Source organism: Sediminispirochaeta smaragdinae DSM 11293 (assembly GCF_000143985.1).
In the GTDB taxonomy this organism is placed as follows: Bacteria; Spirochaetota; Spirochaetia; order DSM-16054; family Sediminispirochaetaceae; genus Sediminispirochaeta; species Sediminispirochaeta smaragdinae.
Genome location: NC_014364.1, coordinates 834,754 through 858,334, shown reverse-complemented (window position 1 = coordinate 858,334; position 23,581 = coordinate 834,754). Strand labels below are relative to the sequence as shown.

The window sequence follows — 23,581 nt, the reverse complement described above, 5'->3', positions numbered from 1 at the left end:
GGTTGTTGTCTGGATAACATGACAACAACCGTCATAATATAAACCAATAAGGATGTTATTGTGGAAGATAAGAAAGATCTGGTAACCGGGATAGGTTTTTTTTCCCTGGGAATTTTCCTTCTCATACAGTCTTTACTATTGGAAAACTACAATGGCGTAGTGGCAGGAACTGACCCCGGAATAAAATTCCTTCCGATCATTATATCGATACTCCTGATTCTGGATAGTATCCTTTTAATAACGACAAATATTATTAAAGCAAGAACGAGAAGAATAGAAAAAAGCAATAATTCTATATCCGTCCTTGAAACAATAGATAGAAATAAAAAGCTGCTTTTAACTATAGTCATTCTGATAGTATTTCCTTTTATACTAAAACCAGCTGGATTTTTAATTTCCGTATCTGTTTTTACTTTTTTACTGCTTAGAATACTATCAAATTCTAGATGGCATAAGAGTGTCATCACTTCATTACTGATAACACTCTTTTGTTATGCTGTCTTCGGGTATCTATTTAAAATACCTCTGCCATGAGATAAGGAGGTTGATAAAATGAGTGATTTCTTACAAGCATTGTTATTAGTTTTTAATATAAAAACCTTCGCATTTATTTTCTTCGGTACCTTTGTAGGTATCGTTTTCGGAGCACTTCCGGGGCTTACCGCAGTGATGGGTGTAGCATTGCTGATGCCCCTTACATTCTTCATGCCGGCACACTATGGGCTGCCTATGCTTATTGCTGTGTATTGTGGGGGGATCTATGGAGGCTCCATAACGGCAATTCTGATAAATACACCAGGCACTCCGGCATCCGCAGCAACAACCCTTGACGGATATCCAATGGCCAAGCGAGGAGAGCCTGGCAAGGCATTATCAATTGCTGTAATAGCCTCGGGTTTCGGCGGAATCGTAAGTGTTATTGTTCTGACTTTTTTATCCCCAATACTGGGCAAAATAGCACTTGCATTCGGCCCTATAGAGTATTTTTCACTTATACTTATCGGGGTTGTTCTTATTGGCTTTTTGTCAAGCGACTCCATATTTAAGAGTATAATTGCGGCATTGATGGGATTCGTCCTCTCCTTTATCGGTATGGATCCGATTCTTGGACTGCCAAGATTTGACTTCGGAAATTACCATCTTTTTCAGGGGATCTCGTTAATACCTGCCGTTATCGGTCTTTTTGCCATATCAGAAGTTTTTGTCATGATAACAAATATACAGACATCAACAGATGATATAAAACCAATAAAAAAGGTTACATATGCAAAACCTGAAGTGTTTCTCCGCAATATAAAAACACTCATAAAAGGTTCTCTTATCGGAACATTTATAGGTGCCGTACCTGCGGTAGGAAGCTCTACCGGAGGATGGATTTCGTATGGAGAGGCAAAGCGTGCTTCAAAAAATCAGGACAAATTCGGCACCGGATGTGCGGAAGGAATCATTGCCAGTGAGTCAGCAAATAATGCAGTCCCAGGTGGTGCCATGATACCTTTGCTGTCGTTAGGAATTCCGGGAGACCCTGTTACCGCCGTATTACTCGGAGGCTTGATAATACAAGGATTGACCCCGGGGCCTAATTTTTTCCTTAAGCATGCTGATACTGCGTACATGATATTCATTGCTTTCTTTTTTTCGAACATCGTTATGGTTCTTCTCGGGCTGATAGGCGTGAGATTTTTTGCAAAGGTATTGCATATACCTAAACACCTCCTGGCTACTATTGTAATGATCCTTTCGCTCATAGGTTGTTACGCAATAAACAACAGCATCTTTGATATCAAAATAGCAATAGTCCTGGGAATCTTTGCTTTCTTGATGAAAAGTGTGAAGGTACCTATTGCGCCTATGGTTCTGGCTCTTGTCTTAGCGCCTATGTTTGAGCAAAATTTAAGACGGGCAATGATACTAACCGAAGGCAGTATCATTCCGTTTTTTCAAAGTCCTGTTGCTTTGTTTTTCTATGGACTCTGTATTCTTTTAATGATAGGTCTGAGGAAAACAAAGAATACGAATTTTTGTGAGAAGAACGTAAAAAAGTAAAAGTTGACAAAAACATTTGATTATCTTCCTCAAGAATTAAAAAGATTACAGGAGACCCACTGTGGAATATTCTATATATATGCCCGTTAACATCCAATTCGGTGAAGGCATGGTAAAACGTATTGATCAATTTTGCTCTCCGAAAGATAGGATTCTTTTTATCTGTGATCCGGTTATTGAACAGATGGGGCTACGAAAAAAAATAGCGGATAATTTGAAAAATAGTGATATCTCTGTTTTCTCTGATGTTGAGCCGAATCCTTCGGTTCATACTGTGAACAAGGCTTTGAGAATAGCTAAAGAAAATAAAATCGATTTGTGTATTGGTCTTGGCGGAGGCAGTTCTCTGGATACCGCCAAGGCTGTAGCTTGTATTTCATCTGCTGATGGGAGTTTTGAAGATTATCTATATGGAAAGCAGGTCGTAAAAGGACGAAAAAAACTTATTCTTATTCCTACTACGGCTGGCACGGGAAGCGAGTGTACATGCGTCGGTGTTTATACCGATACAGAAAAAAACAGAAAAACAGGATACCGGACCCCTTACTTTTACTGTGATACTGCCATTGTAGATCCTGAACTTACGTATTCTGTTCCTTCTTCGGTAACGGCGGCAACAGGTATTGACGCTTTTACCCATGCTCTTGAAGCATACTGGAATACCAGTTCCAATTCGCTATGTCGAGGTGCTGCAATGTATGCCTGCCGGGATGTCCTAAAAAATCTTTATAGTTGCTATGAAGACCCTCAAAACAAGACCGCGCGCTCTTCATTGAGCAATGCATCCATGCTTGGGGGCTGGGCGTTTGGCCAGGTCCGGACTACTCTTATACATGCGCTTAGTTTTCCTTTTGCCGATTATTTTCATGTCCCACATGGGATAGCTTGTGCATTAAGTCTGGTACCGGTAATGAGATATGCAGTTTCGAACGAACCTGATTGTTTGACGGAATTGGCTTGTTTTTGTAGTTATCCATCAACAAAAGATCTTATTGCCGAAGTTGAGAACATGATTAACAGGATGAATCTGTTATCAAGTATTCCTGACATACATATATCGCCTGCCGAAATGAGGGACATAGCCGAAAAAGCATGTGCTCTTGAATATGCCCATCTGATCCCTGGAGATATTGATGTTGAGCGTTTGACTTTTTTATTAAATGATTTTTTAAGGAGAGTCTTCGAGTGAAAATTACAAGCATTGAGGTTGTAAAAGTAAATACTGGCGTTAGCAAAAGGGTTGAAGGCGTGCCATGGAATCCTATTGTTGTCATGGTACATACCGATGAAGGAATAACCGGTTTCGGGGAAATCGGTCTAGCATATGGAAATGCAGGGGATGCCGGATTTGGCATGGCAGCTGATTTCGCTAAGGTTATCATTGGAATGGACCCAATGAATAATGAAGAAATATGGTCAAAAATATTTAGAAGCACTTTCTGGGGAATGGGCGGCGGTACTGTTGTGTTTGGCGGTATTAGTGGAATCGATATTGCTCTATGGGACATAAGGGGAAAGGCCTTGAACGTTCCGGTCTATCAACTGCTGGGAGGTAAAACAAATACAAAGTTAAGAGCCTATGCAAGTCAGCTGCAATTCGGATGGGGCACGGAAAGCAAGGCGATGATTACTCCGGATGATTATGCCTGGGCAACGCAAAAAGCTCTGGATGACGGATATGATTGTGTCAAGGTCGATCCGATTGGTTTTGACCTGGATGGCAACTGGATGAAATGGAAAACAACCGGCCTTCTGGAAAACAAGCAAATTTCTACTGCGGTCGACAGAGTAAGAGCAATGAGAGAAGCAGGTGGTAAGAATATGGATCTGATAATAGAGCTCCATTCACTTACAGATACAAATTCCGCAATCCAGCTGGGTAGGGAATTGGAGCAGTTTAACTGCTTTTATTATGAAGAACCCACAATGCCTTTGAATGCTGATCTCATGAAAGAGATAGCAAATAATGTGAAGATTCCTCTTGCAAGCGGGGAAAGAATATATAGTAGATGGGGCTACAGACCATTCTTTGAAAAAAGATCTCTTTCCATTATCCAGCCGGACCTTGGATTAGTCGGAGGGATTACTGAAGGTAAGAAGATTTGTGATATGGCCAATGTATATGACATAGGAGTTCAGGTTCATATTTGCGGTGGCCCAATCGCAAAAGCAGCAGCATTGCAACTGGAAGCCGTAATACCTAATTTTGTTATTCATGAGCATCATTCCGGAGCACTTTTACCACATAATATTAATAGCTGCAAATATGATTATCAGCCGAAAGATGGTTATTATGAAACACCTTGTTTACCTGGGATAGGTCAGGAACTTACAGAAGAAACAATAAAGGCGTCAGAGAAAATGATAATAACATAGCAGTAAAGTAAGTGAAGATGCAATTCTGAAAACATGTATCTTTTTATTACCGTGGAAGGTTTGCGAATCTTCAGCATCAGGAATCTTATTGATTCCCTGATGCTTTTTTTTGTTATCATACGTATTCACAATCTATGTGCCACCTTCTGGCTCTGTCAGGCAAGCATACTCAATGTGGTATATTTTGTAACAAATTAGTATACCCTTTATATGTACGTGGAAAAAGTTAACCCTAAATTCTTTTCTGCTAATTCCTGCCCATTTTCAGCACGTCCTTATCTAACATTATGCTTGCGTTTTTTTTGTCGCCTTGATGATATCTGCCCCCGCCGATCTCAATTTTTCGATTTTCTTTTCACTCACTGCAGTATCGGTTATTATCATTTCGATATCATTGATATCAAAAATTTTCTTTAATTTAATTTGATCTATCTTTGAGCTGTCAACGGCACAGATGGTTCTTTTCGAAAATTGTGACATTGCTTTCTTGATTGCAACTTCTTCGGGGTCTCCAATGGTAAATCCTTTCTCGATATCTACACCATCACAAGAAAAAAGATACAAATCCGAACACATTGAAGAGACAAACTCAATAGCACTCTGATCGATAAAGGCCTCTTTTATGTGATTGAGTCTTCCACCCGTAAGATAGAGATCTATGTTTGCGGTTCTGTTCAATACTTCAGCAATGGCAAGCGAGGTGGTTATCACCGTTAGTTTAAGCGAAGCTTCAAGAATCTTTTTTGCGATTCCGACCATCGTTGTCCCGCTGTCAAGGGTGATGATCGAATCATCAACAAGAACATTATGCACGATATAGTCGGCAATCTCCTCTTTTGCAGCTACGTTCATGCCGTAACGCGTATTCATTGCCACATTGTACCTGGTGTTGCCATTTAAAACGGCACCGCCGTATGTTCTGGTAATCAGTCCCTTCGCATCTAAGTATTTAAGATCATTTCTGATAGTCGATTCACTGCATTTGAGTAACTGGCAGAATTCGTTTATCGATACAACGTTGTTGGAAATGAGCATCTGCCTGATCTTTTGCCTTCTGATATCTGTCTTTGACTTTGCTTTCATATAGCATAAGTGTAGTGAAGATTTCAAATTACTGTCAAGTTGATTAATAATATGCCAATAATATATCGAAGTCGATAAAAATAAATGTAAAAATTATTGACATCTGTAATATACGGCGTTATTATGACCTAACTTAGCAGATAAACCAAAATAATTTTTCGATTAGGACTGAAAATGAGTGATTACCTCTTGGAGTTGAGAAAAATTACAAAAAGATTCCCCGGAACAATAGCTCTTAGTGAAGTCGATCTACAAATACTGCCTGGCGAAGTTCACGCTTTGGTGGGAGAAAATGGTGCCGGAAAATCAACCTTAATGAAAATAATTGTCGGCATATATAAGCCTGACGACGGCGAGATCTGGTTTGACGGCGAAAAGATACATTTTATGACTCCGGCCGAAGCACTCAACAGCGGAATAAGCATGATTCCTCAAGAACTCAATCCAATCATGGAAATGACCATTGCGGAAAATATTTTTCTTCATAGAGAGCCGATGAAACATGGGATATTTACCGATTCGAACACCCAGGAAAGTATGACCAGAGAGCTTTTGAAGAAATTTAATCTTAGCTTTTCGCCCAAACAAAAAATGAAGGAACTGACAATTGCCCAAATGCAAATGATCGAAATAGCGAAGGCCGTTTCATGCAGTTCAAAAGTAGTAATTATGGATGAACCAACTTCATCTCTTGATTTGGGAGAAACGAAACAGTTATTTGAAACGATCAGGGATCTGAAATCCCGTGGAATTAGCATTATTTATATCTCTCACCGACTGGAAGAGATACATGAAATTTGTGACAGGCTTACGGTTTTTCGTGACGGACACTATATTGCTACGAGGCCGGTGAAGAACATTACTCGTGACGAGATCATTCAGATGATGGTCGGTCGTGTGGTCCAATATAAAGGAAAAATAGGGCGTGAAACTTTTGGCACGGAAGTTTTATCCGTTAAAGGGTTAAGGCGCAAGGGCTTTTTTGACGACGTTTCTTTTCGTGTCCGAGAAGGTGAGATCTTGGGATTTTCAGGTCTTGTGGGAGCGGGAAGAAGTGAGACGATGAAATCCATTTTTGGGCTTGATCCCTTAGATTCCGGTGAGGTTTTCTGGTATGGGAAAAAAATAAAAATAGCGAATACAAGCGATGCCATAAAACGTGGAATAGCCATGGTCACCGAAGATCGACGTGAGTATGGCCTGGTCCTTTGTCGAAGTATTCTTGAGAATACCAGCCTGCCCAGCCTCAGAATCAAACATTCTCCATACATAGATCACAGAAAGGAACAAAAAGACGTTAAGGAAAAAACAAGACAACTATCGGTAAAGGCGCCTCATGTAGGCGTTGCAACGAAAAATCTAAGCGGAGGAAATCAACAAAAAGTCATCCTGGCAAAATGGTTAATGATTGCTCCTAAGTTAATAATTCTTGATGAACCAACAAGAGGAATAGATGTTGGTGCAAAAGATGAAATATATAAACTCATTTCCGAATTCACGCATGCCGGAATGGCAATAATTCTCATATCGTCTGAGTTGTCAGAAGTAATGTGGCTTAGCAATAGAATCTTGGTAATGCATGAAGGGAGGATTACGGGAGAATTCAAGCGAGAAGATATTGTTGAAGGAAAAGTAACCCAAGAAGATATCTTAGATAAATCATTTGGAGGCTAATACATGCTTGGGAAAAAAAGTGTGTTACTCGACAACATGAAACGACTTGGCCATTCAAGGCTATACGGGATTTCCATCATTCTGTTTTCGATGATAGCGTTTTTGTTTATTGCCAGTCCCACTTTCAGGACCGTTCAGAATACTATAAATGTTCTTAATCAAGTAAGTATAAACGGCATCATCGCAATTGGCATGACCTTTGTAATTATCTGTGCCGGGATCGATATTTCGGTAGGATCAATCATCGCCTTGGCTTCGGTGGTTGTTGGTGCAGTTCTGACTCACGGAGGTAATTGTTTTCTTGCGGTAGTACTTGCCGTTATGGCATGTGGACTTGTCGGTGTTTTTAATGGATTTTTCATCGCCAAATACAACATGTTCCCATTTGTGGTAACAATAGCTAGTCAGTTAATTATCAGGGGCCTCGCATATGTCATTAGCAACGGAAAATCCTACATATTAACCGATCCTGTATTCAAGCAAATAGGTCAAGGTCGTTTATTTGGAAAAATTCCATATTCAATTTTGGTTTTTGCTTCCGTTGCAATAATTTGTTATTTCCTTCTCAGCCGTATGAAATACGGAAGGTACCTCTATGCCACCGGCGGAAATGAACATGCTGCCATTGCATCGGGTGTTAATGTTCAGCTCATAAAATTAGCCACGTACACAATAATGGGCATCTGTACCGGTATTGCCGGCGTGTTATTAACTTCGCGTGTAAATGCAGGGCAACCGGCCATGGGCGTTGGATATGAAACCGATGCAATAGCGGCTTCCGTCATCGGTGGTGTCAGTTTCATGGGCGGGATCGGCAGTGTGGAAGGTACGGTTATTGGGGTTCTTATTATTGGCTTAATAAATAATGGCATGAATCTGATGGGTGTATCGTCCTTTTATCAACAGATAGTAAAGGGCTTCATTATTCTTTTGACGGTGATGATGGATTTGAAGCTGACCAATAAAAAATGAAAATAGAATCGCACTTGCATCTTGGATAAAAGATATAGGCGATTTTATTAATAGAAATTTTAGGGGGATTGTAATGAGACGAAAGATGCTTTTTGCTGCCGCATTATCACTCATCGCAGTGAGTGTATTCGGTGCAGGTCAATCGGAAGACGATGGTATCAGAATTGGTATCTTGCAGAAAAGTCGTTCTGATCAATATCAGATTATCTTAAACGAGGCTCAGGAGAATGTTCTCAAGGAATTAAAGGCAAGCGGAAAGATTATTAATTATTTTCAGTTCGACGCAGAACTAGATGTTCAGAAGCAGCTGAACGAATCTGACGATCTGATTGCCATGGGTGTAGATGTTATTGTCATGAGCACAACAGATGCTAATGGTTGCGCTCCGATTGTGACGAAATGCAAGGAAGCCGGTATCCCACTCGTCATTGTTAATGCACAAACGGTTAATGCAGATGAGGCCTCTGCAATTGTCTGTTCCGATGATGTAGACGCCGGGGAGATCATGGGAAATTACATTATAGAAAGGCTGGGAGGAAAGGGCGTTGCATCTGGAAATGTCCTTCAGCTGGAAGGAGATATAGGTAACACTTCTCAGATGGGCCGAGATGAAGGTTTAAAAAATACTGTCTACAAAGAACCACATTTAACCATCCTCGAATCTTTGACGGCAAAATGGCAGCGGGATGAAGCTATGAGAATAACCGAAGACTGGTTGCAGAAATACCCCGAAATCAGTGCCATTGCAGCAGAGAATGATAATATGGCTATGGGTGCCCTTAATGCCGTTATTAATGCCGGAAGAAAAGATGAGATTGTTATTATTGGTGTCGATGCTATTCAGGATGCCTTGTTGAGCATACAAAATGGCGAATTAGACGCAACGGTCTTCCAGAATGGAAAAGCTCAGGGGGCAACGAGCATTGAAGTTGCGTATGCGATAGCTTCAGGACAGGCTTATGAGAAGAAAACGCTGATTCCTTTTGAACTTGTTACAAAGGATAATGTGGACGACTTCCTGAACAAGTAGTTTGTTTGACCATTGTGGTAAGTATTGTAAAATATTTACCACAATGAAAGATGGAAAAGGGACATATACGAAATATGGCAGGTGTGTAATGCAGCTTGATGATTTATATACAAAAAAACAGTCCAGGATGTTATTAGATGTATCCTTGTGGTCCGGCAATTTGGTGAACCTTGAAAAGAGTATTAATGAGACTAAGAATTATGCAGATGTATATCATTTAGATGTTTCAGATGCTCACTTTGTGCCTGGTTTACTCTTTTTTCCTGATCTCATTCATGCAATAAATATGAAAACGGACATCCCTCTTCATACTCATTTAATGATGGAGGATCCTATCAAGCATGTAGATGCATTTATTGAATCAGGGTCCGATTTTATTACGGTACATTTGGAGTTAGGGGAAAAGAAGGTCGGCGAAATAATTGCATATTTGAAAAAAAAGTGTATTCATGTAGGCTTATCTATCTGTGTTGAATCAGATATTATGCTGTTGGAAAAATATCTGGATGATCTGGATTTAATCCTGTTGATGGGTACGAAAATCGGCATTAAGGGCGTGAGTATGGAAAAGAACACTCCTGACCGCGTTAAGGGTATTAAGGCTATGATACAGGCTCATGGACTGGAAAATAAAATTATCCTTTCGGTTGATGGGGGTATTAGGGAACATACCGTGCCTTTACTGCGTGAGGCCGGGGCCGATATGATAACTCCGGGCTCTTTGGTTTTTAACAGTAAAAACCTAACTGATACTGTCAGCTGGTTGCATACATTAAACTAATATTCTGGAAAGGAAGAAAATGATTGTTGTTTTGGCGGGCCTACCGGGGGCAGGCAAGAGCTTTCTTGCTAAATCATTAATAAAAAGAAATCCGTCGTATGTATGCTTTGATAAGGATATTGTGCGGGAAGCGATATTTCCCGGCAAACTAACGGATTTCACTTCGGCGCAAGATGATCTTTGTATAGAACTCATATTGCAGGCGGCAAAGTACTTGCTTGAAAAAGATAGTGAGTTAGTTGTGCTTCTTGACGGTCGGCCTTTTTCAAAGAGATACCAAGTGGAAATGGTCCAGGATAGGGCACGGGAAATGCAAACACCTTGCAAGTTCATAGAATGTACGTGCAGCGAAGGGACCGCCATCACGAGACTTTCGAAGGGGAAAGGTGTTCATCTCGCAAAGAACAGGGATCACGATTTATATAAAAAGATCCAAAGTAGCTGGGAACCTTTGGCCGTCCCTCATCTTACGCTTGTTACGGACGGTCCCGATACCATAGATGACTTGGTTGACAAGGTCTCGGTGTACCTGCATGACTGATGAGGACTTCGCGGCTAGCATACAAGGGCAGTGTCTGATTGTTATGGATATCGGAGGAACTCGGATTAGGATCGCCTCTATTGAAGTATCAGAAAAGGAAGTGCCTTACGCTTTTGAGGAATATAGCAGTAATTTGTTGCAGGAAACTGACCCCATAGAAATTCTCCGCGGGCTATTAAACCAATATACAGAAAGGAACGGCATACACCCTGCTGCGGTTATTATTGGCGTGCCTGCAATTATTGATGAAGATAAGGACTATATAATCCAATGTAATAATATTACTTCACTGAATGGACGCAAAATTGCAAGTGAGTTGCGAGTAAAAATCGGGATTCCTGTTTATGTTGACCACGACACAAAGCTTCTGCTCCATGGAGAGAAAGCCGGAAAAACATTGGAAGATAACTGGGTTCTTCTCGGGATATTTTTCGGAACCGGTATAGGTGCTGATGTTTTGCTACATGATAAAGCCTGTAGACTATATCGTAACGGATTGGAATTGGGACATATCCCATTCCGTCTTAACGGAAAAAAATGTGTTTGTGGCAGGCATGGTTGCGCTGAAGCGTATGTAAACGGTCGTGTTTTGGAAGAAATCAGTGAAGATGCACATATCCACATATCGAAAGTTTTTCAACTTTGGGGAGAGGACTCCATTGCGGGAAAACGCTTAAAGGAATTTGTTGATAACGAGGCTTTGTTGGTCACCACCGCAATAACAATAATCGAGCCGACTCATGTAATTATAGGAGGGGGAATTGCCGCTATGGAATGTTACCCCAAAGGCTATCTGGAAGAATTTGTAAAAAGACAAGCATGTACGACCTCCATTAATGAAAACTGTATCATATCGTGGGCCGAACGAGGTGATATGGCCGGGTTTCATGGGGGCGTTTCTATATTTAAGGAAAGAGCAGCTACCGAAAAGAAGATATAGACAAAGAAAAGATTGCTCAGGAGGATATATGTCTCTGGTTACAATGAAATACTTTCTGGAAAAAGCTAGAAAAAATAAATGTGCTGTTGGTGCATTTAATTTTTTCGGACTAGAAAATCTGCGTGGCATTATCAAGGCTGCCAGTAGCAAAAAAAGTCCGGTTATCGCCATGGCGTCTATGGGAGCCCTTAAAGTAATGGGCTTGGACGTTGTCGTATCCGCCGCAAGAGCTTTAAGCCAGGAATATGAAACCGATATAGTACTTCACCTTGACCATTGTACCGATATGGATTTGTTATTTATGTGTATTGATCATGGATTCACATCGGTTATGATCGATGCTTCAGATAAAGACTACGATGAAAATGTTCGTCTTACCCGTCTCGCGGTTGATTATGCCGCAAAAACAGGATGTTCCGTGGAAGCAGAATTGGGGCATGTTGGTGGAGTTGAAGACAATATTGTTGTATCCGAGAGGGAGGCCCTGTTTACGGTTCCCGAAGATGCAGAGAAATTTGTAAACGATACGAATATAGATGCATTAGCCGTCTCTGTCGGGACGGTACACGGTTTTTATAAGCTTCCCCCAAAACTTGACTTTGAAAGAATCACGGCTATTCATACAAGAACGGCCATACCGCTGGTCCTTCATGGTGGGACTGGAGTTTCCGACGAGGATTTCAAAAAAGCGATTGGCCTCGGTATCCTGAAAATTAATGTTGGTACCGAATTGAAGGTGCATGGCTATTTTGATGTAATGAAGAACACCTCCCTGGCGGTCAAAGATTCAGATCCCCGAAAGGTTTCCACTGCAATTGTCGATGCATGCGCCTCTATTGTTTCAACAAAAATCGAGGTATTCGGCAGCAGAGGTATTTTGTAACAGCCACGAAAAAACAAAAGCCGGCAAAGAGAAATCTTCGCCGGCAAAATATGTATATCAACTATTTATAGATATCGGCTTTTCCATCACTTTTTAAAATGCAAATCTTTTCTTTAACCTTTTCAGAAACAGCCATACTTGATTTCTGCAGAAGTTTTAAATGATCCTTCAGATCAGGATTTTCTTTCAAAGTTTTTCTAATCTCATCAATGTATGTTCGCCGCAAAACTGTTCCAATATTTATTTTAGCGAATTTGGTATTCTTAATTCTATCTAATTCTTCGTTAGTCACCCCACTGGATCCATGTAACACAAGAGGAATTTTCACGATTGCACTAATTTTCTCAACATTGTCAAATTTGATATTTGCCTTCTGACTTTGCATTGCATGTTTTGTACCAACAGCAACGGCCAAACAATCCACTCCAGTAGCATCCTGAAAATATTTTGCACTTTCAGGAGTCGTCAGAATCTCTTCAGCACTTTCACCTTCCTCGCCTTTTGCAACACGACCAATTTCGGCTTCAACCGATATACCCAAAGAATGGGCAACCTTTACAACGAACTGTGTGTTCTTGATATTCTCTTCTACAGGCAACATTGAGCCGTCATACATAATTGAAGTATAGCCATGATGCATTGCTTTAAAGATTAACTCTAAATTATCTGCATGATCCAAATGAGCAACAACAGGGACAGAAGCATTAAACGCCAAATTTCTCATAACAGAGGCGGCGGTTTCAATCCCAAAGTTCTTCACACAGCTTCCCGAAGACATGAGGATCACTGGAGAATTTAGTTCTTCGGCAGCTCGAACAATTGCTTTAGCATCCTCAAAAGAGAAAAAATTGAAAGCAGGAACAGCAAAATTCTCATCCTTTGCCGGATCAAGAATTTCTTTTAATGAAAGTAATGACATAATACCCTTCCTTATAGTTAAAATATTCCATCAATTCCACTACTAAAATTGTTAATTCTAAGAATAGAAATTTTTATACATTTTCTCTGCAGTCTCCTTTCTTGCAATTGCATGCGGTGAAGGTTCAATCTGAGATATCTTGATCTTTTGTTGTGCCCTTTTAATAATCTCAGTATCGCCAGCTCCGTTAGCAGCGCAAAGGGCAGCCCCCAAGGCCGATAATTCTTTCTCTTGAAGAATACGGATAGGTTGGCCAATGATGTCGGATATAAACTGAAGCATTAGCCGATTACGAACAATCCCACCACCCGCAACTATTTGCGGCAGGGGAAAATGAAAGGATAATTCATCAAGAATAATTTTTGTCATAATTCCCATATAGGTGTATAAAGACGTAACCACCTTTATGGGATTAGTCCCTAACTGTATATTACGCAATTCAAAGCCAGAAATGCCTTCCTTAGTAATACGATCACCTTCTACATAAAAGACAGGTAAATTTTCAGTGGAAAAATCTTTTTCGATAATATCGTTCATTGTATCATAAAAGCCTTTGGGATCATTAGAACCAAAGAAGGAAGCAAGCGCATCATGAAGTTTCCCAAAATAACGCAAAGAATTTTCAATATAATAATCACTCTCGCTGTAACAAGCACCAATTGTAAGGTTGGAGATACGCTTCATTCTTTCCTTCATAACCTGTTTAGATATGCCTTTGCCTTCAGTGAAGCCACCCAACACAGCAGCAGATCCCATCGAATAAAAAAGGGTCTCACTCCCAAATAGTAGTTTAATCCCATACATTCCTATAATGTGATCATGACCGCCTAGATAAACAGGAATACCTGTTTTCGTTGAACCAGCATAACTTCCTGTAGGTTTGCATGTGGGTAATTCCATATCAAAACCTAATGAACTAAGAAGTGAAGAATCCCACTTTCGATCATGAATATCAAACAAATAGGATCGGCAAGCTTGTGAATAGTCCCAATAGGCCTTCTCAGTCAATCGGTATGCAAGATAGTCAGCAATAGAAAGGAACGTATATGGATGATTAGTTTTCTCTACGATATTCCCATCTTTCATGAACAACATTTTGAAAAGCCCCATGGTGTAGTTAAGGCTTACCCCTCGGGACTCATACCGCTCAATTTTGACCTTCTCATGTAAGGTTTCTGCTATAGTCCGTGTTGCTTTATCATACCATACAAGAGGATCGCAAAGAGCTTTACCAAAAGCGCCGTTGCCTGCATGCTTTTGAGAAATCTCAACAGGAACAACTGACTCACCAACACTGGAAAAGCTTATTCCCTTTACCGTATACTTTTCTTGGGCATTTTGTATCGCAAGGTTCATGCAATGCTCAATATCGTCAATACTAAAAAACTCAATATCGTTGCTATGATATTTTTTTGTTTTTTGTTCATAGATGATTTCAGTTGTACCGTCACGACGCAAAGCAATAGCTTTTGAGTTCGTCGTGCCTATGTCAAGACCTATATAGCAATCCATTTGTAACCTCAAAAAGCTTAACTCCGGACAAACAATCATGATATTCATCTTTGCTAAAAATAGCGGCACCATAATTCTTGACATTCGCGGCACCACAAGCGGTTGCAGATAATAAAGAATCCTTTAATGTTGATCCTGCCAGCTTTTTTAGTAGAAATCCTGCAAAAAAGGAATCACCGCTACCAACAGCATAATTTCCATCAACCGAAGGAGGAGAGACACGGTAAACTACCTCATCCGAAATGGCGATTGCCCCCTGAGCGCCCAAGGTAACGATAAGCAACGTAATTTTTTTTTCAATTCTGAATTTATCAAGTGCATTCAAATTACCAGAATCTAAATTAAATGCCAGTCGTAATTCATCGTCATTCACCTTTAAAACAGCAATCGGATGATCAACAATCCTTTTTAGCCATTCATTTGAAATGTCAACAGCCAAAGATACATTTTTACTGCAAGAAAGTCGGGCAATATCAACTAAATCGCTCGGTAGGAATCCGTTTACAGCACTACCAGATATTACAATTACATCTCCATCCTGTAATAAATCAGAAAAAAAACGTTTAAATTCTTCTACCTCAGAACGCGTAGCGGTAGGACCTGCCTCATTTACCATTTGGACGGATGTGGTCCCGTCATAATCTCGAACTATTGCAGTATTTATCCTACTTTCATCTTGTATCCAGAAATTTCGTGTTTTTATTCCAAGCTCTTTACACTTACTTTCAATTAATTTACCAACAGTTCCTCCTAACATATTTACACAGAGATAGTCAGTGAAACCAAAATTCTCAAAAACCCTTCCGATATTCAAACCCTTACCATCCACTTGGTGAACAACCGTAGTCCCCCTAAGGACATGCTCTAAATCAGGTCTTTTATCAATGAGAACCCAGTGATCAAAGCTAGGATTCAAGTTTAATATAAGCACGCGCATAGTTAATTTCCCTTTGATTCAGCTTCATGCAACACACGTTCAACCGTATCAGCATCAGTTACTAAAACATCAATTAATCTACTTCTTAGTCCACCAAGAATACTTTTGGTTTTTTGTTTTCCATAAGCAATGATCAGTTTTGTTTTTGCAGAGGCAATCTGTTCCAGACTAATATTGATCATATTTGCTTCAACTCCCAAATGAATCATTTCTCCCTTTTCATTAAAATAATGGGTAAGAATATCACCAACAACATTGTTATCTTCAAGCCTCTTAATATATTCTTCTCCGATTAAACCTTTGTTAAACAAGGGAGAGCGAGGAATTGAATATCCAACACTACAAATAAGCACATCGAGGTTCGACCAAAGCTCGTTTATCTTTCTATAATCATTGCTATCAGTCAAAACCGCTTTCTTTGGTCCATCAACCAATAATGGTAGATAAACCAATTGGGCTGTTGCTCCTATTTTCTCCGCAAAAGTATGCGCAATATGATTTATATTGAAATTTCGTGAAGAAATTAATGAACTTCCTCCCGTTAAAGGAATAATTTTCCAGTTCCGTCTTGACTCATCAAAATTCGAAGTTACAAAAGAATAAACAGTTGACCCCCAACCTAATCCAATAGTCAACGGGTTTTCAGCACTTGGTGCACTATATACATAGTTCGAAGCAAGCTTATGGATACCGTCAAGGGTCTGTGAATGGTTACCATAGCTAGGAGCTATAAGAATATCTTTTAGCTTGAACAATTTCATGAGACGTTCTTTCAATTCGATGATTCTCTTTGACTCTGAAGTTGGTTGAATAACTTCGATCTTAACAATCCCAACTTCTTCGGCCTTTGCAAGATACTTACTAATCTGGACACGAGAAACATTTAGTTCATTTGCAATTTCCCTTTGCAGCTTTTTATTGACATAATAATCATATGCCACCTGATACAATAGTCCCATGTCAATCACAGTTCAAACCTCAATCGCAAGTTATTAGCCTTTAACAGAACCACTTGTCAATCCAGCAATAAAATAACGCTGCATTAACATAAACATCACCAAAGGCGGAAGCATCGACACTATTGAACCAGCAAATAAGGGTCCCCATCTAGTTTGATACTCTCCAACAAAAACAGAAAGAAATGCAGGAATATTCTGAATGTCTTCTGTTACAAGAATAGACATTGAATACATTAATTCTGCCCAAGAGAAAAGGAATGTGTATATACCCACTGCCGCTATTCCTGGTAACGCAACAGGCAGGATGACTTTCACAAAGGCCTGAGGGAGATTACAACCATCAATAACCGCAGCCTCTTCAAGCGCCTTAGGAACCGATATGAAAAAACTCCTAAGAAAAACAATTGTGATGGGAGTCGTGAATGGCAGGTAAGCCAAAATTAGTCCTATATGGGTGTCCAACAGACCAATAGAATGAAGTAATCGAAAAATAGGAAGCAAAAGGACAGCCATCGGGAACATCTGAAAAAGTAAGGCAGAAGCCATAAGGCCTCCCCGTCCACGAAAAGAATAACGAGAAAAAGCATATGCGGGAAATAGTCCGATAAGCACTGACAATAGCATTGTTCCCCCAGAAACAATAATACTATTGATAAAATGCTTGAAGAATCCCATATCACTTATCTTTTGATAATGTTCAAATGTTATGGTATGAGGATAATATGTTATTGGATATCCGTAAATTTCAGGATACGTTTTCAAAGAAGTGATGACTAACCAGATAATTGGGAAGGCAACACAAATTGAAATACATGTAAGAAGAAGGTAAGAAACTCTTTTCGTTGTTTTTTTCCTTGCTGTTCGTGTCATTCTACCTCCTCCTTATTTATCCAAAACATAAACGCTCCAACAATTATCAGAATAAAGAGAAATAGAATATTGCTAAGAGCTGCTGCATCCCCATATTTAAGGAAACGAAAACTGATTTTATAGATATATGTGACTAACGTCTCCGTCCCATTGCCTGGACCTCCACCAGTCATAATATAGATGAGAGGAAAATAGTTTATTGTCCAGATGATAACAAGCATAAGTGTACTTATCAAAACAGTCCGCAATTGTGGTAAAGTTACAGAGAAAAAACGTTGAAAAATATTTGCACCATCAATTTCTGCCACTTCATACATGTAAGCAGGAATTCCTTTGAGACGTGCCAGGAAAAACATGGCAGCAAGAACAAAACCTTTCCAAATATTAGCAATAATAACTGACGTCATAGCCATATTGGGACTAGCAAGCCATGGGATATACGCTTTGATTATTCCCATTTTTAATAATAAGTCATTTAGTACACCATATAGATCATTATACATCCACTTCCACATAACCCCTGCGACAATATCAAGAGTTCCCCAAGGTAAGATGATAATCAAACTGCGAAAAAAAGTTTCCCCGGTCGTTATATTATTTAGCAATAGAGCAACAATCAATCCCAAAAGCATCTGGCCTAATACACTAAAAAATGTCCACGTAAACGTATTGCGTAGAATGATGGGAAAAGAATCATCAGTTACGACCGATGTATAATGGCGAAGGGTAAAACCTCCATCAGTTGCCCTAAAACTAGAAATAATGTTTGCGGAAAGTAAAACAACCACTAAAAACAGTATTGCGACTACATATGGCAACACCATCTTATATGCAATCTTTTCTTCCCGCCTTAATCTGCACTGCATAGAAATTTCCTTACGATCCTTGCTAAAAAAGGACCCGCTTTCTTGCTTTTTAAAAAAATGCTCCACATGTTGTATCATACAACGAGCGGATCCTTTTAGTAATTATGCCTACCTATCAGTTTCCAGCGAGAATTTCATCCACCTTGGCTGCAGCATCATTAATTGCCTTTTCAGGAGTTTTCTCTCCCAGAAGAACAGACTGAATCATTAGCTGAATCTGCTCAGACACTTGAGGGTACTCTGGGATAGGCGGTCTGCACACAGCATTAGGAAAGGCCTTAAAAATATTCTGCCACTTTTCATCTTGAAGAACAGGAGAATCCTTTGCAACATCCTTGCGCGTAGGCATCGGGCCACCCTTCTCGCTAATCCAATACATCCAAGTATCATAGCTAGTGAGGTATTTTGCAAAATCCCATGCTGCATCAGGGTGTTCGGCCTCTTTGGGAATCACTAAAGCCCAACCGCCAAGGACACTAGCAGGATTCTTTCCATAAGGATGAATGGAAAGTGAATAATCAATGTCAGGATTTGCAGCTTCTATTAATGGGAAAGACCAAGGCCCTCCAATAGCCATTGCAACACTATTCTGAGCCATAAGATTTCTGTAATTATCTTCGTTGTAGGAGAGCGGTTCAGGACTCACTTTATACTTCAGCGCCAGGTCGGTATAAAATTTTAAGGTCTCAAGCCCAGCCTCAGAGTTAAATGCAGCCTTGCTATAATCGTCTGACAGCAGCTGACCACCATTTGAGGCAAGAAATACAATATATGCCAAAGTAGTATGTTCAGTCTTTGTTCCACTAACACCGTATCCGTATGTTCTAGGTCCCTGAGCAGTTATTATTGAAGCATCTTTTACCAGTTCATCCCAGGTTTTTGGAGGATTATTGGGATCCAATCCTGCGTCCTTAAACATCTTCTTATTATATAGCATCAAACGTGCATCGGTGTACCAAGGTAAGCCATAACGATCTCCCTGATATGTAACCGTCGGCCACAAATTTTCCCATATCTGGCCTTCATCTTCCCAGTTACTGATTTTATCTTCCATAGATAACAACCAGCCTTTTGAAGCAAACGTCGGAACCCATCCACCTAAATCTGCAAAAGCAAGATCAGGGCCACTGCCACTTGATAAAGCAATGAGAAGCTTATCGTAGTAAACATCAAAGCCAAATAGCTGGACATCAATATTTGCGCCAGTCATCTCCTCGTATTTCTGTGTGATAGCTGTCCATGTATCATCGAGTTCTGCAACCTGTCCCCCAACCCAGATTGTAACTGTTTTACTCTCTTGGTCAGACTTTTCTTGTTGCCCATTAGCAAAGCTAAAAGCAGCAACCGAGAAAGCGAGCATAATTACGAGCAGTCTTCTTTTATAAGACATTCTTGCTCCTCCTTCTTATGAGTGTTTTTGGTTACATATGTAACTTACATATGTAACCATGTAAATAATATTTTACCTCCGCTTATTTCTCCTGTCAAGAAAAAGTTAGACCTCTCTTAATTTCTGATTATTCTCTTGGAGCGAATAGATGGCCGTTTTTACTTTATTAATTTCATCATCAAAATAATTCTTTAACTTCTCAAATGAGATCGCTAAGTTTAGATCAACATTCCAACTACATATATCCAAATCTTTGCGCACTTTACTATAATATGTTTGCCATTTTTCGATTTTAAAGGTATCCCGAGGAGCTCCCCGTTTCAACATATTTTCATACTGTTGAGAAGGAGAAATTACTATTGAAATCCCAACCGTGATGATAGATACATGTTCGTTTGTAACATTGGAAAAGATATGATCTGGAAACATGGAACTTTTCCGTTCTTTTGAAAAAGGAGCGACAGCAATACAACTTACACCAAGAGAAAGATTTTCTTTCATGAGGCGAAATAAGGCCTCGTATTCAAGATCACGCATTTTTCCATGGTACTCGTCGGAATCTTTGTAGCTGGACCTCATTGCTAAATATGGCCGAAGAAATGGTTCCGACAAAGTATCAAGGTCAAATAGCGCCGTTCCAAGTAATCTTGCTAACGCATGAGCGCATGTCGTCTTCCCACTGGCAGGTGGGCCAGATATAAAAATTGCATATACGCTATCCATCTTACATATGTCCTCCTTACGACACTCGTAAATTCTTATCGCTACAATACAACTCTTCGTTTAATGAGGACAAGGGAAAGAGTCACAAGTTCAATGACCAGAGTTTTATAGGTTAACATAGCGCCTCAAGGATTTCACGGACAGTTACACCACCGATGTGCTTCATGTCGGAGTTCGATTTCATCATGCCTATAACGGTAACTTTGATATCTTCCACCGTGAGTTTTCATAGATCAAGGTCATCTCATCGGTTCCGTCTATAGCAATTCTTTTCTAGTGTTCGGAATCCTGGTGATTGCATGCTGTCTTTCCCGGAAAAATCCTTAGGTTTTCAGGATTACTTGATCTTATGTATCTATATTCTTGTAATTGGAGGCAAGGAAAAAATTTAGATATTCCTGACCACCACGATTCCGAACACTACTAACTCTTTTATAGATAAACTGCTCAGTTTCCACCCCAACCGCGGCAGGGATTGGAGGGGTGCCGCAGGCAGACCCCGCAGGGGCCATGGGCCCCGAGGAGGCCGGAGCGATAGCGGAGCCCCGCAAAGCCCGGTCCGAGCGACCAGCGAGGAGCCGCCCAAAGGCATTCACAAATCACGAAGATGGTTGCATACTGGAGGTATCGAACAGACAGGAGGTTGATATGAAAAGAAGTCGGAATCTGGTGCTTGTGGTTTCGTCGCTATGGCTCTTCTTTGCACTGACCGCAGGTTTGGCGGCACAGTCGCCCCAGAGCGAGTTTCAAGAGGTCGCGGGGAGTGTGGCGAGCATCAGCAAGTATGGGAATTTGGAATTGGATATCAAGCCCTCGGCGCTTTATCAGGCGGGCTATGAGCTTGGCGATGTGCTGAACATTTCCATCGGAGAAGCGACGGTGCAGGCGCCGTTTTGTACGTCCTACAGTGATGTTGATACCGGTAGTCCATTGGTACGGGACGACAAGAAAAACGACCTGCTGATCATTGCCATCAACATGGGGAACTTTTCCTCAAGCTACGGGGTAGAGGTGGGAGATGCGGTAACCCTTTCCATGGAGGAGAAGGGAGCCTATCTCAGTGAGTATCTTCTGCGCCAGTTAAAGAGGACCAACAATCGGGCCGACTACTCCTCGGATTCGATTTTTGCGAATTTCCGCAACATTCCCTTCGGTGATATTGCACCGGGACTCCTGTTTCGAAGCAGCAGCCCCGCGAACAACGAGCTTGGCCGTGCGGCCTATGCCGATGAGCTGACAAAGGCTTTTAAAATCAGGACGGTGATCAATCTCGCAGATTCGAAAGAGGAGCTGGAGGGATTCTTTGCCGGAAAGGATTTCGCCTCGCCCTACTACAAATCGCTCTACGATGCGGGCCAGGTGAGTTTCCTGGACATGGGGGTTGATCTGACATCCGAGGATTTCGGTGCAAAGCTCGCCGAGGGACTTCGTTTCATGATCTCCCACGAAGGCCCCTACCTCGTCCACTGTACCGAAGGGAAGGACCGCGCGGGTTTTGTCAGCGCCCTTTTGGAAAGCCTCATGGGTGCCTCTGCCGACCAGGTTGTCGGGGATTACATGAAGACCTACGAGAACTACTACAAGGTGGAGCCGGGCAGCGAGCAGTACGAGGCCATTGCCGAAAGCAATATCAAAACATCCCTCGTGGCCATCATCGCAGATCGGCCCAAGGGCAGCGACCCTGCGGGAATCGATCTTGCCGCAGCCGCACAATCCTACCTGCTCGGTATCGGGCTGACGGGTGATGAGATCTCGGCCCTGAAAACACGGCTTTCCACGGCTGTCGAACAGGATGCAATCTCCATATCGGGAACGGTCCGCGAAATCGAAAAGTACGGTCACACCTCCACGGATATTACAATCGCGGATTTCTACGACAAGGGCTTTGCGCTTGGCGATATGGTGACCGTTACGTACGATAACGGTTATGCCATGGAGGCTCCCTTTCTGGACGGCTACTATGTGGAAAACGGTCAGCCACTGGTTCGGGCCTATCCCGGCCACGAGGATATCGCCGTCTGCATCAACTACGGAAAGCTGTACCAGGTTGCGGATGTAAAGGTAGGAGAGAGGCTGACCATTACCTTGAGCGAAAAGGGAGGTTATCTCGACGAATATTCGGTTAGGAGCCTCAAGCGGACCAACGATCGGGAAGATTACTACTCGGACCGGGTTTTTGCAAACTACCGAACCATCACCGAGGGTGATATCGACGCAAGGATCCTCTACCGAAGTTCCAGCCCCATCAATCCGGAGCTTGGGCGTGCGGCCTATGCCGATGAGTTAATGGCTGCCGACGGGATAGCTACGGTGGTAAACCTGGCGGACAGCAGGAGCGAAGTCGAGGGCTACATTGCCGGTGAGGATTTTGCCTCGCCCTATTACGCCGATCTGTTTCACAAGGGCCAGGTTGTAACCCTGGGAATGGACCTTGCCTACGCGGCAGAGCAGTTTCGCTCCGACGTTGCCGAGGCCGGCCGCTTTATCATCGCCCACGAGCCTCCCTACCTCATTCACTGTACCGAGGGAAAGGACCGGGCCGGTTTTGTAAGCGCCCTGCTGGAGTCCCTCATGGGAGCCACCACCGACGAGATTGTTTCCGACTATATGACCAGTTACATCAACTACTACAAGATCGAGCCGAACGGCGATACCTACGCGGTCATCACCAAGGATATTCTGGGGATGCTCAAAACCATCGCAGGAAGCGACGAGATAGCGGAAGCAGACCTTTCGGCAGGAGCGGCGGACTATCTGATTTCAGGTGGTATGAGCGGTGATGAGGTAAAGCAGCTGAAACGCATCCTCTCAGGAGCTGCCGAGGGTCCTGAAACAGTTGCGGCACAGGGGCCCTCAGAGCCTGCAGCAAGCGAAGTTCCACGCGCCGTCTATACCGTGGGTTCGGGTGACAGTCTCTGGAAGATATCCCAGCGGCTTTTGGGAACCGGCTTCCGATATCAGGAGATCTACGATGCAAATAAGGAAAAGATAGAGGATCCCCGGCTGATCTACGCGGGACAGGAGTTTGTTATTCCTGCTCGATAGGATTGCAGGGGTTATGGATTACAGCACACAGCGG

At 41.7% G+C, this 23,581-nt stretch carries 21 protein-coding genes; 12 read left to right on the top strand and 9 right to left on the bottom strand.

The features are described 5' to 3' along the window. Positions 1 to 60: 60 nt before the first annotated feature. From SPIRS_RS04175 to SPIRS_RS04160, 4 genes are all read left to right on the top strand, one after another. Complete coding sequence (locus tag SPIRS_RS04175; protein ID WP_013253427.1) at positions 61 to 534, top strand: tripartite tricarboxylate transporter TctB family protein; 474 nt, start codon at positions 61 to 63, stop codon at positions 532 to 534. Positions 535 to 552: 18 nt separating this feature from the next. After that, positions 553 to 2,046 carry a tripartite tricarboxylate transporter permease gene (locus SPIRS_RS04170; RefSeq protein WP_013253426.1) on the top strand — a complete coding sequence of 498 codons (1,494 nt, stop codon included), beginning with the start codon at positions 553 to 555 and terminating at the stop codon, positions 2,044 to 2,046. Positions 2,047 to 2,107: 61 nt separating this feature from the next. Further along, on the top strand, positions 2,108 to 3,235 hold the full coding sequence (locus SPIRS_RS04165) for an iron-containing alcohol dehydrogenase family protein (protein ID WP_013253425.1): 1,128 nt from the start codon (positions 2,108 to 2,110) through the stop codon (positions 3,233 to 3,235). After that, positions 3,232 to 4,422, top strand: coding sequence for a mandelate racemase/muconate lactonizing enzyme family protein (locus SPIRS_RS04160; protein WP_013253424.1), 1,191 nt, complete (start codon positions 3,232 to 3,234; stop codon positions 4,420 to 4,422). The genes SPIRS_RS04165 and SPIRS_RS04160 overlap by 4 nt, the downstream gene beginning before the upstream one ends. Before the next feature lie 285 nt (positions 4,423 to 4,707). Here the strand turns inward: SPIRS_RS04160 and SPIRS_RS04155 are convergent, their stop codons facing one another. Continuing rightward, positions 4,708 to 5,505, bottom strand: coding sequence for a DeoR/GlpR family DNA-binding transcription regulator (locus SPIRS_RS04155; protein WP_013253422.1), 798 nt, complete (start codon positions 5,503 to 5,505; stop codon positions 4,708 to 4,710). Positions 5,506 to 5,679: 174 nt separating this feature from the next. On the opposite strand from SPIRS_RS04155, the gene SPIRS_RS04150 reads away from it, so the two are divergent. The 7 genes from SPIRS_RS04150 (at position 5,680) to SPIRS_RS04120 (ending at position 12,326) form a co-directional block, all read left to right on the top strand. After that, positions 5,680 to 7,179 (top strand): sugar ABC transporter ATP-binding protein, encoded by a 1,500-nt coding sequence (locus SPIRS_RS04150; protein WP_013253421.1) that lies wholly within the window; start codon positions 5,680 to 5,682, stop codon positions 7,177 to 7,179. 3 nt (positions 7,180 to 7,182) lie between these two features. After that, a complete protein-coding gene (locus tag SPIRS_RS04145; protein WP_013253420.1) occupies positions 7,183 to 8,151 on the top strand; it encodes an ABC transporter permease in 969 nt (322 codons plus the stop codon). 73 nt (positions 8,152 to 8,224) lie between these two features. Beyond that, positions 8,225 to 9,181 carry a substrate-binding domain-containing protein gene (locus tag SPIRS_RS04140; protein ID WP_013253419.1) on the top strand — a complete coding sequence of 319 codons (957 nt, stop codon included), beginning with the start codon at positions 8,225 to 8,227 and terminating at the stop codon, positions 9,179 to 9,181. Positions 9,182 to 9,269: 88 nt separating this feature from the next. Next, on the top strand, positions 9,270 to 9,962 hold the full coding sequence (locus SPIRS_RS04135; protein ID WP_013253418.1) for a ribulose-phosphate 3-epimerase: 693 nt from the start codon (positions 9,270 to 9,272) through the stop codon (positions 9,960 to 9,962). A 19-nt stretch (positions 9,963 to 9,981) separates the two neighbouring features. After that, positions 9,982 to 10,503: an AAA family ATPase gene (locus SPIRS_RS04130; protein ID WP_013253417.1), complete on the top strand. Its 522-nt coding sequence runs from the start codon at positions 9,982 to 9,984 to the stop codon at positions 10,501 to 10,503. Beyond that, positions 10,496 to 11,443 (top strand): ROK family protein, encoded by a 948-nt coding sequence (locus SPIRS_RS04125; protein ID WP_013253416.1) that lies wholly within the window; start codon positions 10,496 to 10,498, stop codon positions 11,441 to 11,443. Before SPIRS_RS04130 ends, SPIRS_RS04125 begins: the two co-directional genes overlap by 8 nt. Next, positions 11,391 to 12,326, top strand: coding sequence for a class II fructose-bisphosphate aldolase (locus SPIRS_RS04120; RefSeq protein WP_245537696.1), 936 nt, complete (start codon positions 11,391 to 11,393; stop codon positions 12,324 to 12,326). Before SPIRS_RS04125 ends, SPIRS_RS04120 begins: the two co-directional genes overlap by 53 nt. Positions 12,327 to 12,387: 61 nt before the next feature. Here the strand turns inward: SPIRS_RS04120 and SPIRS_RS04115 are convergent, their stop codons facing one another. The 8 genes from SPIRS_RS04115 to SPIRS_RS04080 form a co-directional block, all read right to left on the bottom strand. Beyond that, on the bottom strand, positions 12,388 to 13,245 hold the full coding sequence (locus tag SPIRS_RS04115; protein WP_013253414.1) for a class II fructose-bisphosphate aldolase: 858 nt from the start codon (positions 13,243 to 13,245) through the stop codon (positions 12,388 to 12,390). Positions 13,246 to 13,302: 57 nt separating this feature from the next. Next, complete coding sequence (locus SPIRS_RS04110; protein ID WP_013253413.1) at positions 13,303 to 14,757, bottom strand: FGGY-family carbohydrate kinase; 1,455 nt, start codon at positions 14,755 to 14,757, stop codon at positions 13,303 to 13,305. Further along, positions 14,735 to 15,694, bottom strand: coding sequence for a 1-phosphofructokinase family hexose kinase (locus SPIRS_RS04105; protein WP_013253412.1), 960 nt, complete (start codon positions 15,692 to 15,694; stop codon positions 14,735 to 14,737). Before SPIRS_RS04105 ends, SPIRS_RS04110 begins: the two co-directional genes overlap by 23 nt. A 2-nt stretch (positions 15,695 to 15,696) precedes the next feature. After that, positions 15,697 to 16,653, bottom strand: coding sequence for a sugar-binding transcriptional regulator (locus tag SPIRS_RS04100; RefSeq protein ID WP_245537764.1), 957 nt, complete (start codon positions 16,651 to 16,653; stop codon positions 15,697 to 15,699). A gap of 33 nt (positions 16,654 to 16,686) precedes the next feature. Beyond that, entirely contained in the window at positions 16,687 to 17,523 is an 837-nt protein-coding gene (locus SPIRS_RS04095; protein WP_013253410.1) for a carbohydrate ABC transporter permease, read from the bottom strand. Beyond that, positions 17,520 to 18,467 (bottom strand): carbohydrate ABC transporter permease, encoded by a 948-nt coding sequence (locus SPIRS_RS04090; protein ID WP_013253409.1) that lies wholly within the window; start codon positions 18,465 to 18,467, stop codon positions 17,520 to 17,522. The genes SPIRS_RS04095 and SPIRS_RS04090 overlap by 4 nt, the downstream gene beginning before the upstream one ends. Before the next feature lie 37 nt (positions 18,468 to 18,504). After that, positions 18,505 to 19,779, bottom strand: a complete 1,275-nt coding sequence (locus SPIRS_RS04085; RefSeq protein WP_013253408.1) for an ABC transporter substrate-binding protein — start codon at positions 19,777 to 19,779, stop codon at positions 18,505 to 18,507. Positions 19,780 to 19,884: 105 nt separating this feature from the next. Continuing rightward, positions 19,885 to 20,502: an AAA family ATPase gene (locus SPIRS_RS04080; protein WP_013253407.1), complete on the bottom strand. Its 618-nt coding sequence runs from the start codon at positions 20,500 to 20,502 to the stop codon at positions 19,885 to 19,887. A gap of 648 nt (positions 20,503 to 21,150) precedes the next feature. Between SPIRS_RS04080 and SPIRS_RS04075 the strand changes: the two genes are divergently transcribed. After that, positions 21,151 to 23,547: a tyrosine-protein phosphatase gene (locus tag SPIRS_RS04075; protein ID WP_013253406.1), complete on the top strand. Its 2,397-nt coding sequence runs from the start codon at positions 21,151 to 21,153 to the stop codon at positions 23,545 to 23,547. Positions 23,548 to 23,581 lie beyond the last annotated feature (34 nt).